The 15776-nt window shown below is 72.4% G+C and carries 16 protein-coding genes; 15 read left to right on the forward strand and 1 reads right to left on the reverse strand.

Translation table 11 applies throughout. The features are described from left to right. Nucleotides 1-13: 13 nt before the first annotated feature. The 11 genes from dctP (at nt 14) to BM223_RS04055 (ending at nt 10033) form a co-directional block, all read left to right on the forward strand. Nucleotides 14-1270 (forward strand): TRAP transporter substrate-binding protein DctP, encoded by a 1257-nt coding sequence (dctP, locus tag BM223_RS04005; RefSeq protein ID WP_158510225.1) that lies wholly within the window; start codon nt 14-16, stop codon nt 1268-1270. Between the two features lie 62 nt (nt 1271-1332). Next, nucleotides 1333-1965 (forward strand): TRAP transporter small permease, encoded by a 633-nt coding sequence (locus BM223_RS04010; protein ID WP_052138981.1) that lies wholly within the window; start codon nt 1333-1335, stop codon nt 1963-1965. Next, complete coding sequence (locus tag BM223_RS04015; RefSeq protein WP_082003780.1) at nt 1962-3470, forward strand: TRAP transporter large permease; 1509 nt, start codon at nt 1962-1964, stop codon at nt 3468-3470. The genes BM223_RS04010 and BM223_RS04015 overlap by 4 nt, the downstream gene beginning before the upstream one ends. 55 nt (nt 3471-3525) lie before the next feature. After that, nucleotides 3526-4725 (forward strand): cytochrome P450, encoded by a 1200-nt coding sequence (locus BM223_RS04020; protein ID WP_038681449.1) that lies wholly within the window; start codon nt 3526-3528, stop codon nt 4723-4725. 2 nt (nt 4726-4727) lie between these two features. Continuing rightward, complete coding sequence (locus BM223_RS04025) at nt 4728-4943, forward strand: ferredoxin (RefSeq protein ID WP_038681447.1); 216 nt, start codon at nt 4728-4730, stop codon at nt 4941-4943. Next, nucleotides 4936-6162, forward strand: coding sequence for a CoA transferase (locus tag BM223_RS04030; RefSeq protein WP_038681445.1), 1227 nt, complete (start codon nt 4936-4938; stop codon nt 6160-6162). Before BM223_RS04025 ends, BM223_RS04030 begins: the two co-directional genes overlap by 8 nt. Then, entirely contained in the window at nt 6159-7382 is a 1224-nt protein-coding gene (locus BM223_RS04035; protein WP_038681443.1) for a CaiB/BaiF CoA transferase family protein, read from the forward strand. Before BM223_RS04030 ends, BM223_RS04035 begins: the two co-directional genes overlap by 4 nt. Then, the gene (locus tag BM223_RS04040) at nt 7379-7984 is read left to right on the forward strand and encodes an FAS1-like dehydratase domain-containing protein (protein WP_038681441.1); all 606 of its coding nucleotides are present in this window, start codon (nt 7379-7381) and stop codon (nt 7982-7984) included. Before BM223_RS04035 ends, BM223_RS04040 begins: the two co-directional genes overlap by 4 nt. Further along, a complete protein-coding gene (locus BM223_RS04045; RefSeq protein ID WP_052138979.1) occupies nt 7984-8460 on the forward strand; it encodes a hotdog family protein in 477 nt (158 codons plus the stop codon). Before BM223_RS04040 ends, BM223_RS04045 begins: the two co-directional genes overlap by 1 nt. Beyond that, nucleotides 8457-9632 carry a thiolase C-terminal domain-containing protein gene (locus tag BM223_RS04050; RefSeq protein ID WP_038681439.1) on the forward strand — a complete coding sequence of 392 codons (1176 nt, stop codon included), beginning with the start codon at nt 8457-8459 and terminating at the stop codon, nt 9630-9632. The genes BM223_RS04045 and BM223_RS04050 overlap by 4 nt, the downstream gene beginning before the upstream one ends. Nucleotides 9633-9637: 5 nt before the next feature. Continuing rightward, on the forward strand, nt 9638-10033 hold the full coding sequence (locus BM223_RS04055; RefSeq protein WP_038685249.1) for a Zn-ribbon domain-containing OB-fold protein: 396 nt from the start codon (nt 9638-9640) through the stop codon (nt 10031-10033). A gap of 92 nt (nt 10034-10125) precedes the next feature. On the opposite strand, the gene BM223_RS04060 is transcribed toward BM223_RS04055, so the two are convergent. Beyond that, a complete protein-coding gene (locus tag BM223_RS04060; RefSeq protein WP_200887011.1) occupies nt 10126-11205 on the reverse strand; it encodes a zinc-binding dehydrogenase in 1080 nt (359 codons plus the stop codon). Between the two features lie 117 nt (nt 11206-11322). On the opposite strand from BM223_RS04060, the gene BM223_RS04065 reads away from it, so the two are divergent. Genes BM223_RS04065 through BM223_RS04080 form a run of 4 tightly spaced genes read left to right on the forward strand, consistent with a single transcriptional unit; the run spans nt 11323 to nt 15724 of the window. After that, on the forward strand, nt 11323-12132 hold the full coding sequence (locus BM223_RS04065; RefSeq protein WP_200887010.1) for an enoyl-CoA hydratase/isomerase family protein: 810 nt from the start codon (nt 11323-11325) through the stop codon (nt 12130-12132). Then, complete coding sequence (locus tag BM223_RS04070; protein ID WP_038681437.1) at nt 12129-13796, forward strand: AMP-binding protein; 1668 nt, start codon at nt 12129-12131, stop codon at nt 13794-13796. The genes BM223_RS04065 and BM223_RS04070 overlap by 4 nt, the downstream gene beginning before the upstream one ends. 3 nt (nt 13797-13799) lie before the next feature. Next, nucleotides 13800-14693, forward strand: coding sequence for an HpcH/HpaI aldolase/citrate lyase family protein (locus BM223_RS04075; protein WP_038681435.1), 894 nt, complete (start codon nt 13800-13802; stop codon nt 14691-14693). Continuing rightward, complete coding sequence (locus BM223_RS04080) at nt 14690-15724, forward strand: zinc-binding dehydrogenase (protein WP_052138978.1); 1035 nt, start codon at nt 14690-14692, stop codon at nt 15722-15724. The genes BM223_RS04075 and BM223_RS04080 overlap by 4 nt, the downstream gene beginning before the upstream one ends. Nucleotides 15725-15776 lie beyond the last annotated feature (52 nt).

Here is a 15776-nt window from a genome sequence, read left to right on the forward strand (position 1 = left end):
GAGGTCGCGGAAGGTGGCAGTGCTCACCGCGACGATGGTGGCCGGGGCGTGTGCCCTGGCCGGGTGTGCCGAATCGGGCGGCAAGGGCAGCTCGGGGGGCGAGGGCGTGGACGCCGGCGCCTCCAAGGCCGACTACCAGAAGGCCTTCGAGGACGTCGACCAGATCACGCTCCTCACCCAGACGCCGGCCCCCAAGGGCTCGGTGACCGGTCTGCCGCAGGAGGAGTACTACAAGGCGATCGAGGACTGGTCGGGCGGCAAGATCAAGTTCGACGTCTCGTACTCCAACGCGATCGCCGAGCCGGGCGAGGCCGACGACGCGCTCAACGACGGCCGCCTCGACATCGCGTCGGTGCTGCCGATCTACGACCCGAGCGAGTACCCCGCCAACGCGGCGCTCATCGAGGGTGGCTTCATCTCCGACCAGAGCGCGATCAACGGCGTGCTCAGCTCGAACGCGTGGCCCAACCAGGTCGCCTTCGACACCGACGAGATCATGGACGAGTTCGACGAGCACGGCCTCGTCCCGCTCGTCCCCGTGTTCAACTCCGGCGCCAACGCGCTGTTCTGCTCCAAGCCGCGCACCGACCTCGCGAGCCTCAAGGGCGCCTCGGTGGGCTCGGGCGGCCAGGCGCAGTCGGCCGAGGTCAAGGCGCTCGGCGGCTCGCCGTCGTCGATCCCCTACACCGAGCTCTACGAGAGCCTGCAGCGCGGCGTGGTCGACTGCACGGTGTCGAGCCCGACGGTCGCCGTCCTCGGCGGCTTCGTCGAGTCGGCCCCCAACGTGACGCTCGACCCCGACGCCGGCTTCGCCCTGGCCCCGGGCGCGCTCGTGTTCAGCAAGACCACGTGGGAGGGCCTGCCCCTCGTCGCGCAGCAGCTGCTGTGGGACCGTCTCGACGTGTTCGTGAAGTCCAACATCCAGTCGAAGATCTTCGTCAACAACGCGGCGATGGCCGAGGCGGTTGCCAAGGCCGGCGGCCAGATCGCGCCGTTCGACGACGACGCCCGCAAGGTGCTCCAGGACGAGAACGAGTCGCTCCTCGCCGGGCTCGCCGACACCAAGGCCTTCAGCGACGGCGACGCCTTCGTGAAGTCGCTCCAGGACGCCAACACGGCCTGGCAGGAGAAGGTCGCGGGCTTCGGCTTCGACGACGTCACCTACAGCGACTTCGGCTCCTGGTGGGCGAAGAACAAGGACTCGATCGACATGTCCGCCTACACGACGGCCGTCACCGAGGACATCCTCGCGGCGCACCGCCCCTCCTGATTCACCCCTTCCGGTGGCCCGGGCACGCCCGGGCCACCGGCTTCCTCCCTACGGAGACACAGATGAGTAACGCTGCTCAGCGGCCCTCCTGGCTCAAGCCGGAGCTGCTGATCGAGATCCCGGCGGTCATCGTGACCTTCGCGATGATGCTCCACATCACCGCGAACGCGTTGCTGCGGACGTTCAAGAACGAGCCGCTGCCCAACACGCTCGAGATCACCCAGTACTGGTACCTCCCGATCATCGCCTTCCTCGGCTTCATCGCCGCCCAGGCCCGGGGCCAGCACATCGCCGCCGACCTGATCTACGAGCGGTTCCCCGAGGTGACCAAGCGCTACGTGCTCGCCGTGCTCTCCGTGCTCGCCGCGGCGGTCTGCCTCGGCTTCGCCTGGTTCGGGTGGGGCGAGGCCGTGCACGCCCGGGAGATCGGCAAGACGGCCGGCGTCAGCGACGTCGTCGCGTGGCCGCCGTACTTCCTGGTGCCGCTCGCCTTCGGCGTGATGGTCGTGCAGTTCCTCTACTCCGCGGTCAAGGCTGCCGCCACGGGCGAGATCCAGCACGTGGTCACCGACCCCGACGACGTCCTGCTCCTCGAGGAGCTCGACGAGATGCAGGCCCACGAGCGCGAGAAGTCCGGCCCGCTCGACGGTGGCACCCCGAACGACACCGACAACGAGAAGGAGACCGCCCGATGAGCGCCGACACCGCTGTCGACACCGTGGCGGCACCGCCGCCGGCGGACCCGTCCCCCGGCAAGGGCACCACCGCGCCCGGCGCCACCGGCTCGTGGACCATCTTCATCGGCACGATGGTCCTGATCGTCGCCTCCACGGTCGCGATGTTCCTGCCGCTGGTCCCCGAGGCCATCGGCATCGCCGCGATCGTCCTGATGCTGTGCCTGACCTTCCTGCGCCTGCCGGTCGCGCTGGCGATGATCGTGCCGGCACTGCTCGGCATGTACGCGCTGCGCGGCGAGCTGCTCGTCGAGAGCACCTTCAAGAGCCTGCCCTACGGTCAGGTGGCCGAGTGGACGCTCAGCGTCGTGCCCATGTTCATCCTGATGGGCCTCCTGCTGTGGCGGGCCGGACTCACCGAGAGCCTCTACGTGGCCGGCCGCAAGTGGCTCGGCTGGATGCCGGGCGGTCTCGCCGTCGGCACCAACCTGGCCGGTGCGGGACTCGCCTCGGTCAGCGGCTCGTCCGTCGGGACGGCGTACGCGCTGGCCCGGATCGGCATCCCCGAGATGCTCAAGGCCGGCTACGACAAGCGGCTCGCGATCGGCGCGGTCATCGTCGCCGGTCTGCCCGGCCAGCTGATCCCGCCGAGCATCATGCTCGTCATCTACGCCGGCATCGCCGAGGTCCCGATCGGGCCGCAGCTGCTCGCCGGCATCGGCCCGGGTGTCCTGGTCGCCATCCTCTTCACCGTCATGATCGTGATCTTCGCGAAGCGCTGGGCCCCCAGCGTCGCCGAGGAGGCCGCCGCCCAGGGCCCGGTCACCTGGGGCGACAGGTTCGGCAGCCTGGCCAAGATCTGGCCCGTCCCGCTGCTCATCGCGGTCATCGTCTGGGGCATGTTCTCCGGCACCTTCACCGCCACCGAGGCGGGTGCGGTCGCCGCGGTCGTCTCGCTGGGCATCACGTTCATCTGGAAGTGGGGCAAGGGCCCGTTCCGCGCGATCGCCGACGCCTCGGTCGCCACGATCAGCAGCGTCGGCGGCATCTTCTTCATGCTGGTCGGCGTCGAGGCGCTGTCCCGGATGTTCACCCTCACCGGCATCAGCACCGGCTTCGCCGAGCTGGTCGAGTCGATGGACCTCAACCGGGTGACCTTCCTGCTGATGATGATGGTCGTCTACATCCTGCTCGGCACCTTCATGGAGCCGCTGCCGATGATGGTGCTGACCATCCCGATCCTGATGCCGACGCTGCACGCGCTCGACGTCTCGCTGCTCTGGTACGGCGCCTTCGCGGTGCTGATGGGCGAGCTGGCGGTGGTCACCCCACCGGTCGGCATCCTCGCCTTCATCATCCACCAGATCACGAAGGAGCCCGAGGTCAACCAGGGCCAGGAGATCCGCCTCAACGACGTCTTCAACGCCTGCTGGTGGTTCATGCCGATGGCCGTGGTCGTCACCGTCGTGCTCATCTTCTTCCCGGAGATCAGTACCTGGCTGCCCGACATGGCGTCGAGCGGCTGACCGGCCGCCCGCCCCGCCGTCCGACCCGAGTCCCCGAAAGGAACCGGCACCCCCGATGACGCAGACCCGCCGCGGCTGCCCCGTGAGCCACACCGACTACACCGGCCACGCCCCGCTCCACCAGCACTACGCGATGCTCGACGCCGACCGCGAGCAGGACCGCTTCCTGTTCAACGACACCACCGACCGCGGCTTCTTCATGCTGCAGCGGTACGACGACGTGCAGGCCGGCTTCCAGCAGCACGAGACGTGGACCACCGCGGTCCGCAGCGCGCTGCGTCCCGAGACCGGTGAGCCCCTGCTGCCGCAGGACCTCAACGGCCAGCCGCACGTCAAGCTGCGCCGGATCCTCAACCAGTTCTTCGCCCCGGCCGCCGTCCGGCGGATGGAGCCGATGGCCCAGCAGCGGTGCATCGAGCTGATCGAGGAGATGAAGGACCAGGGGGAGTGCGACTTCGTCCAGGAGTTCGCGATCCGCTACCCCACGGACATGTTCCTCGCGCTGCTCGGCCTGCCGGTCAGCGACGGCGAGCAGTTCCTCGAGTGGTCCGACGACTACTTCGGCGCCCTGCTGGCCGGCGACCCCGGTCGCGCCGAGGCGGCCAAGGCCAGCATCATGAAGTACTTCGACGAGGCCGTCACCGAGCGCCGGGCGAACCCGCGCGACCCCAAGGAGGACATGGTCTCCCGGCTGGTCGAGGCGCGGATCGACGAGGAGGAGCTCACCCACGACGAGATCCTCACGATCTGCCTCACGCTCATGCTCGCCGGGCTCGACACGACGCGCAGCGCGCTGGGCTACATCTACACGCACCTCGCGCAGAACCCCGCCGACCGGCAGGCGCTCGTCGACGACCCGACGCTCATCCCCAAGGCGGTCGAGGAGTTCCTGCGGCTCTACCCGCTGGTCTTCCAGGCCGGCCGCGAGGTGCAGGAGCCGCAGGACTTCAACGGCCTGCAGGTCGAGAAGGGCGACGTCGTCTGGCTCGGCATCGCCCAGGCCAACCGCGACCCGCGCAAGTTCGAGAACCCCGACGAGTTCGACGTCCTGCGGCCCAACGTCAACCAGCACATCGCGTTCGGCGGCGGCCCGCACCGCTGCCTGGGCATGCACCTGGCCCGGCTCGAGCTCAAGGTCGTGCTGGAGGAGTGGCACCGGCGCATCCCGGAGTACCGGATCAAGCCGGGCACCGAGCTCACCGAGCGCGGCGTGCAGCTCAGCATGCCGACGCTGCCGCTGGAGTGGGAGGTCTGAGCGTGTTCATCGCCATCGACGAGACCAAGTGCATGGGCCACGGCCGCTGCTACGCGGTCGCGCCGGAGCTGCTGACCGACGACGACGAGGGCTTCGTCGCCGAGCGGGGACGCTGCTGGGAGATCCCGGCCGACCTCGTCGGCGAGGCGCAGGACGCCGCCGACGCGTGCCCCGAGGGGGCCATCGTGGTCACCGAGACCGCACCGGCCGATGCTTGAGCACCTGCGCGTCCTCGACCTGACCGACGAGCGCGGCCTGCTCTGCGGCCGGCTCCTCGCCGACCTGGGCGCCGACGTCGTCCAGGTCGAGCCGGCGGACGGCTCGACCGCCCGCCAGGCCCCGCCGCTGCCCGGGACGACGGCGCCGACGTCGATGTTCTGGGAGGCCTACGCGGCCGGCAAGCGCGGTATCGCCGTCGACCTCGACCGGGACGACGACGTCGCCGACCTGCGCCGGCTCGCCGAGGTGGCCGACATCGTCGTCACCTCCTGGCCGCGGGCGCTGCTGGAGCGGCTCGGCCTCGATCCCGCCACCCTGCGGGCCGCGCGTCCCGAGCTGGTCTGCACGGTGGTCAGCGCGTTCGGCTGGGACGGCCCCAAGGCGTCGTACGCCGACACCGACCTGGTCGTCTGGGCGGCCGGCGGCCCGCTCGCCCCGCACCGCGACGGCGACCTGCCGCCGCTGCGGATCAGCGTCCCGCAGGCGTTCCTGCACGCCGCAGCCGATGCCGCCGCCGGCACGATGCTCGCCGTCCTGGCCCGGGGAACCACCGGGCGCGGCCAGGTCGTCGACGTCTCCGCGCAGGAGGCGGTCGGCGTCGCGACCCTCGCCCGGGTCCTCGCCACGGCGGTCGGCGACGACCACCCCGAGTGGCAGACGACGCCCGGCCAGCGCACCGGCGGCCGCACCGACCAGAGCGGCAGCGGCGCGGCCACCCCCAACAGCCTCAAGAAGTGGCACTGCGCCGACGGCATGGTCGAGCTGCACCTGTCGATGGGCCCCGCGGCCGGCGCGTTCACGAACAACCTGTTCGCCTGGCTGGCCGAGGAGGGCGCCGTCGAGGAGCCCGTCGCCTCGTGGGACTGGCGCACGCTCCCGGACCGGCTGGTCGCCGGCGAGCTCACCCACGACGACCTCGACGTCGCCCGGGCCGCGGTCCGGGCCTTCCTGCTCACCCGGACCAAGGCCGAGGTGCTCGACGCCGCGATCCGCCGTCGCCTGCTCTGCATGGCGATCTTCGACATGGCCGACATCGCGGCCAGCCCGCACCTCGAGGAGCGGGGGTTCTGGGGCCACGTCGACATCGGCGACCGGGACGTCCGGATCCCCGGGCGGATGGCGCAGGTGCGCGGTCCCGAGGGGCCGCGGGTGCGCGGCCGGGCGCCGCGGCTGGGCGAGCACACCGACGTCGTACTGAAGGAATGGCTGAACCGATGACCACCGACGCGCTGTCCGGGCTCAAGGTCCTCGACCTGTCGTGGGTCGTCGCCGGCCCGCTCATCGGCCGCACGCTCGCCGACTTCGGCGCCCAGGTCGTGCGGGTCGAGTCGAGCGTTCGGGTCGAGACCGCCCGGCTCATGCAGCCCTTCCACGGCGGCGTGCAGGACAAGGAGGGCTCCGCGCTCTTCGGCAACTGCAACGCCGGCAAGCTCGGGCTCACCCTCGACCTCAAGTCCGCCGAGGGACAGCAGGTCGTGCGCGACCTCGTCGCCTGGGCCGACGTCGTCGTCGAGTCGTTCTCGCCGGGCCAGCTGGCCAAGTGGGGGCTCGACTACGACACCCTCGCCGCCACCAAGCCGGACCTGGTCATGCTGAGCACGTCGATCGCCGGCCAGCACGGACCGTGGTCGACGCTCGCCGGCTTCGGCAACGTCGGCTCGTCGCTCAGCGGCTTCCAGTACCTCACCGGCTACGAGGACCGGCTGCCGATGGGCACCTTCGGTCCCTACACCGACTACGTCGGCCCGCGGCTGGCCCTGGTCACGCTGCTCGCCGCGCTGGAGCACCGCCGCCGCACCGGCGAGGGCGCCTACATCGACGTCGCGCAGGTCGAGGCGGGCATCTTCTTCCTCGCCCCCCAGGTCGCACACTTCGGGTACGACGGCACGATCGCCGCCCGGCACGGCAACCGCGACGCGGAGCTCGCGCCGCACGGCGTCTTCGCCTGCCGCCCCGAGGACGGCAACGACCGCTTCGTCGCGATCGCCGTCCGCGACACAGGGGAGTGGCGTGCCCTCGCCCGGGCGATGAGCCGCCCCGACCTCGCCGAGCGCGACGACCTCGCCACGGCCGAGGGACGTCGCGCCGCGCAGGACGAGCTCGAGGGCGCGGTCGCCGGCTGGGCGGCCGGCCAGGTCGCCTCCGACGTCGAGCGGCTGCTCCAGGACGTCGGCGTGCCGGCCCACCTCGCCGTCACCAGCGACGACTACCCGGCCGACGAGCAGCTGGCCCACCGGGGCCACCTGGTCGAGCTGCCGCACCCGCGGCACGGCACGACGTACGTCGAGGGGCCGCGCTACGCGCTCTCCGAGACGCCCGGCCGGCCGCGCGCCGCAGCGCCTGCCCTGGGCCAGCACAACGAGCAGGTCCTCACCGAGATCCTCGGCTACGACGCCGACCGGATCGCCGTACTCACCGAAGGAGGGATCCTGCGATGACCGCCGCCGCGGACACCGACCAGGACTGGAAGGCGGACTGGCAGGAGGTCGCCGACGCCATCGGCCGCGACTTCCTCGACGGCGCGATCAGCTGGGGCGGCGATCCCGTCGAGCCCGGCGCGATCCGCCGCTACCTCGAGCCGCTCGAGCTCGACTGCGCGCTCCACACCGACCCGGAGGTCGCCCGCTCGGCGGGCTACCGCGACGTCACGATGCCGGCCACCGGCGTGATCGCGTGGACGATCCCGGCCGCCTGGCGGCCGGGCGAGGTGCTCTTCGACAGCGACGACCGCGACGCCCAGCCCGTGCACTCGGCGATCAACAACGCCGACATGCCGCTCGGCCCGCGCACGACCGGGTTCTTCGGCACCGACATCGAGCTCGACTTCGACCGCGAGGTCGTCGCCGGCGAGCGGATCGGCCGCCGGGGCAAGCGTCTCGTCGCGTGCACGCCCAAGGAGACCGGTGTCGGTCGCGGCGCCTTCCTCACCTGGGAGAGCGAGATCGTCGTCGAGCCGGCCGCGGGCGCCGAGCCCGAGGTGGTCGGCCGGATCCGGATCGGCACCTACGCGTACGTGCCGCACGAGAAGAAGGAGGCGTGATGACGGTCGACACCTCCGTCCTGCCCGGCAAGCGGCTCTCCGACGTCACTGTCGGCGAGCAGCTGCCCGAGGTCGCGATCCCGCTGACCGTCTACCGCCTGGTGATGGCGGCCGGCAGCAACCGCGACTTCAACTCGATCCACCACAACTCGGCCTACGCCCAGCGCACCGGGGCCGACGAGATGTACGCCAACACCTCGTTCCTGATGAGCTCGTGGGAGCGGCTGGTCCGCGACTGGTGCGGCCCGGCCGGCCGGATCCGCGCGATCCGGGGCTTCCGGATGCGCTCCTTCAACTACGCCGGCACGACGATGCGGGTGCTCGGCGAGGTCACCGCCACCCGGGTCGACGAGACCGCCGGCGGACCGGTCGGCGTGGTCGAGGTCGCCGTCCGCTGCGAGGGTCCGAGCGGGGTCACCGTCGGTCCCGGCACCGTCGAGGTCCTGCTGCCGCTGTCCGGAGAGGAGTCCGCATGAGCATCGAGTCCCCCCGCACCGCGATCGTCGGTCTCGGCATCACCGAGATGGGCAAGGTGTTCGGCCGCTCGGCGGTCGACTTCGCCGTCGAGGCGATCACCTCGGCCGTCGCCGACGCCGGCCTGGACCTGTCCGAGGTCGACGGTCTCTACGTCAACCCGGGCATCAAGAACGACACCGACATGCGGCTGCAGTCGACGCTCGGCATGCGCGACACCCGGGTGCTCGCGACGGTCCAGGGCTTCGGCTCGTCGGCCGGCCAGATGGTGCAGTACGCGTCGATGGCGATCGAGGCCGGGATGGCCGACGTCGTCGTCTGCGTCTACGCCGACGCGCCGCTCCAGGAGGGCAAGCGCGCCGGTGCGGCGTACCCGGGGCAGGCGCGGGCGATGGTCGGCGTCGGCTCGCTGCCGTTCGCGGCCGGGCTCAAGGCCGCTCCCGAGCGGTACGCCGTCGCGGCCCGCCGGCACATGCACGCCTACGGCACGACGTCCGAGCAGCTCGGCGCCGTCGCCGTCGCCGCGCGCGAGTGGGCCGTGATGAACCCCCACGCCCAGATGCGCGAGCCGATGACGCTCGAGGACCACCAGTCCTCGCGGATGATCGCCGACCCGCTGCGCCTGCTCGACTGCTGCCTGGTCAGCAACGGCGCCGTCGCCGTCGTCGTCACCAGCGCGGAGCGGGCCGCGACCCTGCGCCAGCCGCCGGTCCACGTGTGGGGCTGGGGCCAGGCGCACCCGGGCTACGTCAACCGGCGCGGCAGCGAGTTCGGGCTCGTCACCGGTGCCGCGCAGTCGGGCCCGGCGGCGCTGAAGATGGCCGGCGTCTCCGTCGACGAGATCGACGTGCGCGAGATCTACGACTGCTTCACCTACACGACGCTGGTCACGCTCGAGGACTACGGCTTCTGCGCCAAGGGCGAGGGCGGCGAGTTCGTGGCGAGCGGGGCGATCGCCCCCGGTGGCTCGCACCCGACCAACACGGGCGGCGGCGAGCTGTCGTCGTACTACATGTGGGGCATGACGCCGCTCTCCGAGGCGATCATCCAGGCCCGCGGCCAGGCCGGCGAGCGCCAGGTCGACCGGCACGACCTCGTGATGGTCAGCGGCAACGGCGGCGTGCTCGACTTCCACTCCACGCTCATCCTCAGCGCGCACCCGAAGGGACGGTGACGACGATGGCGCTCGCTCCCGTCGTACGCGACGACTTCTCGGCCCCGTTCTTCGAGGCCGCCGCCGAGGGCCGGCTGCTCCTGCGCTGGTCGCCCAGCAGTGGCGAGTGGTCCGAGCCCGCCGCGCGCTTCTGCTCGGTCACCCAGTCCGACGACCTCGAGTGGCGCGCGTCCTCCGGCCACGGCACCCTCGTCAGCTGGACGATCAAGCCCGGCCGCACCCGCGACGGCGTGACCACGCCCGACGTCGTGATCGGCGTCGTCGAGCTCGCCGAGGGCCCGTGGCTCTCGCTCTGGCTCCCCGAGGCCGACCAGGACCGCCTCGCCGTGGGCGCGGCGGTCGCCGTCTCGTTCGTGCAGCCCGAGGGCAGCGAGCACCTGCCCGTCGCGCACCTCGGCTGAGCCGGCCGGCCCCGTCGGCGGCCCCCGCGTCCCCCTGCGGCGCGGCGGCGTCCGGCGGCGCGCCAGCCGGACGACGGCGGCGCCGGCGCGCCTCAGAAGGTGACGATGGTGCGCGCGGCCGTGGCCTGGTCGATGCCGTCCAGTGCGGCGGCGAGGCCGTCGATCGAGACGGTGGCGCCCTGGAGCAGGTCGAGGTCGAGTCGGCCGGCGAGGTACATCTCCGCGTAGAGCGGGACGTCGACGCGCAGCTGCGTCCCGCCGAGGCGTGAGCCCTGCAGCCTCTTCTCCGCGAGCAGGTCCAGCGCGGGGAGCGTGATCGTGTCGCCCGGGCGGGCGAGGCCGACGACGGTGGCGGTGCCGCGGGTGCGGAGCATCGCGAAGGCCTGGGCGATGGTGGCCGGCAGGCCGACCATCTCGAGGGCGTGGTCGACGCCGCCGGTCAGCTCGCGGACGGCGGCCACGGGGTCGGTCGCGCTCGCGTCGACGACGTCGGTCGCGCCGAGCTGGCGGGCGAGCTCGAGCTTCTCGGGCATCCGGTCGATGGCGACGATCCGGGCGGCGCCGGCGAGGGCGGCGCCCTGGACGGCGCTGAGCCCGACGCCGCCGCAGCCCACGACGGCCACGGTGTCGCCGATGCGGACGCCGGCCGTGTGCCGCACCGCGCCGAGGCCGGTGATGACGGCGCAGCCGAGCAGCGCGGCCTTGTCGAGGGGCATCGCGGCGGGCACCTTGGCCACGCTGGAGGCCTGGACCAGCATCTCCTCGGCGAAGCTGCCGATCCCCACGAACTGGGCGACCGGGCGGCCGTCGAGGGTCAGCCGCGGCGTGCCGTCCTCGCGGGTGCGCACCAGGTGCGTGCAGTGCTGGGGGAGACCCTGGCTGCACCACGCGCAGGTGCCGCACGAGCCGGCCGGGGCGACGACGACGTGGTCGCCGGGCACCAGTCCGCTGACGTTCGCACCGACCTCGACGACGACGCCGGCGGCCTCGTGGCCGAGCACCGCGGGCAGTCCCAGTGCGGGGTTGCCGCCGGTCTGGCCGTGCCGGTCGGAGTGGCAGATCCCGGTGGCGGCGGTGCGGACCCGCACCTCCGAGGGGGCGACGGTCGCGATCTCGATGTCGCCGAGGACGACCGGTTGATCGAACTGGTGGAGCACGGCAGCCTTCACCACGGGATCTCCCTCTCTTGTGCTTGCCTGGGTGACGGACGTTACCGTAGATTGCTGATCATCAAAACCATGGATTAGGCGTTCGCGGACGCCGCCGTGGGCGAGCCGAGGAGGAAACGCGTGGCCGCGATCGACGTCGAGACCAGGGGCCCGAACGGATCCGTCCGCTGGATCACGATCAACCGTCCCGAGCGTCTCAACGCCTACGACCTGGAGATGGCCCGGACGCTGATCGCGGCCTTCGAGGACGCCGCGTCGTACGACGCCGTGGTGCTCACCGGGGCCGGCGGCGCGTTCTGCGCCGGCGGGGCGCTCGACCAGCTAGGGGAGCCCGATCCCGAGCAGCTGCGCTCCCTCTTCACCGGGTCGCTGCGCCTGGTCGAGGCCATCCGGGCCTGCCCCCGGCCGGTCATCGCCGCGGTCGACGGCCCGGCCGCCGGCGGCGGCAACGAGCTCGTCGTCGCCTGCGACTTCGCCATCGCCACCGAGCGCTCGACGTTCGGCCAGACCGGCCCGCGGGTCGGCTCGGCGCCGGTGCTCGGCGCCACCAACCTGATGGCGGTGCAGATCGGCGAGAAGCGGGCCAAGGAGATGGCGATGATGTGCCGGCGCTACTCCGCCCAGCAGGCGCTCGCGATGGGCCTGGTCAACGAGGTCGTCGCCGACGACGGCCTGGTCGAGGCCGTCGAGCGCTGGCTCGCCGAGATCGAGCGGCTCAGCCCCCGCTACCTCGAGATCGCCAAGATCAGCTCCAACCAGTGGTGGCACCTGTCGAAGGACAACATGTCGTCGGGCCTCGGGATGCTCATCCAGGCCATCGGCAGCGAGGACATGCTCGAGGGCGCGAACGCCTTCCTCGACAAGCGCAAGCCCGACTTCCGCGCGGCGCGGCGCGCCGCCCAGCAGACCGAGACCGAGGACCCCCAGTGAGCTTCCGCTACTACCGCGACCTGCACCCGACCTTCGCCGACCGCACCGAGTGGGCGCTCCCGACGGTGCTGCGCCACCACGCCGCCGAGCGCCCCGACGCGGTCTGGCTCGACTGCCCCGAGGAGGGGCGGACCTGGACGTTCGCCGAGACGCTCACCGCGGCCGAGCGGGTCGGCCGCAGCCTCCTCGCGGCCGGCGCCGAGCCGGGTGACCGGGTCGTGCTGGTCGCGCAGAACTCCTCCGCGTTCGTCCGCACCTGGCTCGGCACGGCGGTCGCCGGGCTGGTCGAGGTGCCCGTCAACACCGCCTACGAGCACGACTTCCTCGCCCACCAGGTGAGCACGGTCGAGGCCACGCTCGCCGTCGTGGACGACGTCTACGCCGCCCGCTTCGTCGCGATCGCCGAGGCTGCCAAGTCGATCCGCAAGTTCTGGGTGATCGACACCGGCTCGCGCGACCAGGCGCTCGCCACCCTGCGCGACGCGGGCTGGGAGGCCGCGCCGTTCGAGGAGCTGGACGAGGCCGCCACCGCGCCCGAGGTCGTCGACGCGACGCTCGCACTGCCCGACGTCCGGCCCCAGGACCTCGCCTCGGTGCTCTTCACCTCGGGCACGACCGGGCCGAGCAAGGGCGTGGCGATGCCGCACGCGCAGATGTACTTCTTCGCCGACGAGTGCGTCTCGCTCGTCCGGCTGACCCCCGACGACGCGTGGATGTCGGTGACGCCCCTCTTCCACGGCAACGCCCAGTTCATGGCGGCCTACCCGACCCTGGTCGCCGGCGCCCGCTTCGTCACCCGCAGCAGGTTCTCGGCCAGCCGCTGGGTCGACCAGCTGCGCGAGAGCCGGGTGACGGTCACCAACTTCATCGGCGTGATGATGGACTTCATCTGGAAGCAGGACCGGCGCGACGACGACGCCGACAACCCGCTGCGCGTCGTCTTCGCCGCGCCCACCGCCGCGACCCTGGTCGGCCCGATGAGCGAGCGCTACGGCATCGAGGCCTTCGTCGAGGTCTTCGGCCTGACCGAGACGTCCGCGCCGATCATCTCGCCGTACGGCGTCGACCGGCCCGCGGGCGCCGCCGGCCTGGCCGCGGACGAGTGGTTCGACGTGCGCCTGGTCGACCCGGAGACCGACGAGGAGGTCGGCGTCGGTGAGATCGGCGAGCTCGTGGTCCGGCCGAAGGTGCCGTTCATCTGCTCGATGGGCTACTTCAACATGCCCGACAAGACCGTCGAGGCCTGGCGGAACCTCTGGTTCCACACCGGTGACGCCCTGCGCCGCGACGAGGACGGCTGGTTCTACTTCGTCGACCGGTTCAAGGACGCGCTGCGCCGCCGCGGCGAGAACATCAGCTCCTACGAGATCGAGACGTCGATCCTGGCCCACCCGGCCGTCGTCGAGTGCGCGGTGATCGCGGTGCCCGCGTCGAGCGAGGCCGGCGAGGACGAGGTGATGGCCTACGTCATCACCGGCGGCGACGCCCCGGTGCCGACGCCGGCCGAGCTGTGGGCGCACTGCGACGGCCGGATCCCGTCGTTCGCGGTCCCGCGCTACCTCCGCTTCGTCGACGAGATGCCGAAGACCCCGTCGCAGCGCGTGCAGAAGGCCAAGCTGCGCGCGCTCGGGGTCACGCCCGACACCCACGACCGCGAGGCCTGAGCCGTGCACCCCTACCGCACCGTCCTCTTCGTCCCGGCGCACAAGCCCGCTTGGGCGTTCAAGGCGCTGGCCTCCGGCGCCGACTGCGTCGTCCTCGACCTCGAGGACTCCGTCCCGCACGACCTCAAGCCTGGCGCCCGCACGACGGTCCGCGAGACCCTGCCGAAGCTGCGGGCCGAGCGCCCCGAGGTCGGCCTCTTCGTCCGGCCCAACGCGCTGGCCACCCGGCTCGCGGGCGCCGACCTCGAGGCGGTCGTGTGCCCCGAGCTCGACGGGATCTTCGCGCCGAAGATCAAGGACGCCACCGACGTCCTGCGCTGGGAGACGCTGATCGACTGGTTCGAGGCGCGCAACGGCGCCTCCGGGCTGGAGATGATCGTCCCTGTCGAGATGGTCGACGCGATCACCAACTGCTTCGAGATCGCGAGCGCCTCACCCCGGGTGGGCGCGATGATCGGGCCGACGTCCGAGCACGCCGACATCGCCCGTGCGGTGGGCTTCCGCCAGTCCCCCGAGGGCTCCGAGACGCTCTACCTGCGCAGCCGGATCCTGCTCGCCTGCCGCCAGTACGGCCTGCACCCGCTGACCGCGCTGTGGGAGGACCTGGCCGACCTCGACGGGCTGCGCCAGTTCGCCGACTACGGCTTCCAGCTGGGCTTCCGCGGCATGATCGCGATCCACCCCAGCCACGTCCCGGTGATCAACGACGTCTTCACGCCGTCCGACGACGAGGTCGCCTACTACGAGGACCTCGTCGCCACCGTCGACGCGGCGGTCGCGCGTGGTGAGGGCGCCGTGCGGTTCCGGGGGCAGCACGTCGACCTCGCCCACGCCGACAAGGCCCGCGACTGGCTCGAGCACGCGCGCCTGGTGCGGGGGGACGCGCCCGGCCGGTGAGGGCGTTCGTCCTCGACCGGGACGGCTGGGGCCTGCGCGAGGTCCCCGATCCCCGGCCGGCGGCCGGCCAGGTCGTCGTCCGGACGACGGCCGCGGGGCTGTGCCACTCCGACCTGACGCTCGCGGCGCGATCCCCTGATGCGCACCCCTTCGCGCTGCCCCTGGTGCTGGGGCACGAGCTCGCCGGGACGGTGGTCGAGCGCGGGCCCGGCGTGACCGGCGACCTCGCGCTCGGCACGCCCGTCGTGGGCTACGGCCCGCGCGGCTGCGGGCACTGCGCGGCGTGCGCCACCGGTGCGGAGAACTACTGCCGGACGCCGGGACCGCGGTTCCCGCCCGGCCTCGGTGCTCCCGGCGCGCTGGCCGAGCTCGTCGCGGTCGACGCCCGCCACCTGCTCCCGGCGCCGGACCTCGCGCCCGCCCAGGGCGCGGCGCTCAGCGATGCCGGGCTGACGGCCCTGCACGCGCTGGACCGGGCCCTGGCCGCGGTCGGGCTGCCGCCCGAGGAGCTCACCGTCGTGGTGCTCGGCATCGGGGGCCTCGGCCACGTCGCCGTCCAGCTCGCCCGGCTCGCGGGGGCCCCGGTCGTCGCCGTGGACCGGGTGGCCGCCAAGCTCGACTTCGCCCGGCGGCTCGGTGCCGACCACGTGCTCCCGGCCGGTCCGGAGCTCCCGGACGCCGTCCGCGAGCTCACCGGCGGCCGCGGCGCGGACGTCGTGATCGACCTCGTCGGCTCGGCGGCGAGCCTCGCCCAGGCCGGTGCGATGGTCGCCGTCAACGGTGTCGTGTCGGTCGTCGGGGTCGGCAGCGGCCGGCTCGCGGTGGGCATGCACGCCCTCCCGCTGGGGGTGCGCACCGACCTGCCGTTCTGGGGGACCCGCCCCGAGCTGGTCCGGCTGCTGCGTCTCGCGGCCGCCGGCCAGGTGCGCGTCGAGGTCGAGGAGATCGCGCTCGACGACGTCCCGGCCGGCTACGACCGGCTGGCCGCCGGGGAGGTCCTGGGGCGTGCGGTCGCGCTGCTCCACCCTTGACCCGTGATCGAAATCACTGATAAGGATTATATCCATCATCAGTTCTATGAAG

Source organism: Pimelobacter simplex (genome assembly GCF_900114845.1).
Taxonomy (GTDB): Bacteria; Actinomycetota; Actinomycetes; order Propionibacteriales; family Nocardioidaceae; genus Nocardioides; species Nocardioides simplex.

Coding starts and splice junctions, on each gene's coding strand:
- BM223_RS04010 (WP_052138981.1), top strand. CDS start 1,333: ATGAGTAACGCTGCTCAGCGGCCCTCCTGGCTCAAGCCGGAGCTGCTG.
- BM223_RS04015 (WP_082003780.1), top strand. CDS start 1,962: ATGAGCGCCGACACCGCTGTCGACACCGTGGCGGCACCGCCGCCGGCG.
- BM223_RS04020 (WP_038681449.1), top strand. CDS start 3,526: ATGACGCAGACCCGCCGCGGCTGCCCCGTGAGCCACACCGACTACACC.
- BM223_RS04030 (WP_038681445.1), top strand. CDS start 4,936: ATGCTTGAGCACCTGCGCGTCCTCGACCTGACCGACGAGCGCGGCCTG.
- BM223_RS04035 (WP_038681443.1), top strand. CDS start 6,159: ATGACCACCGACGCGCTGTCCGGGCTCAAGGTCCTCGACCTGTCGTGG.
- BM223_RS04040 (WP_038681441.1), top strand. CDS start 7,379: ATGACCGCCGCCGCGGACACCGACCAGGACTGGAAGGCGGACTGGCAG.
- BM223_RS04045 (WP_052138979.1), top strand. CDS start 7,984: ATGACGGTCGACACCTCCGTCCTGCCCGGCAAGCGGCTCTCCGACGTC.
- BM223_RS04050 (WP_038681439.1), top strand. CDS start 8,457: ATGAGCATCGAGTCCCCCCGCACCGCGATCGTCGGTCTCGGCATCACC.
- BM223_RS04055 (WP_038685249.1), top strand. CDS start 9,638: ATGGCGCTCGCTCCCGTCGTACGCGACGACTTCTCGGCCCCGTTCTTC.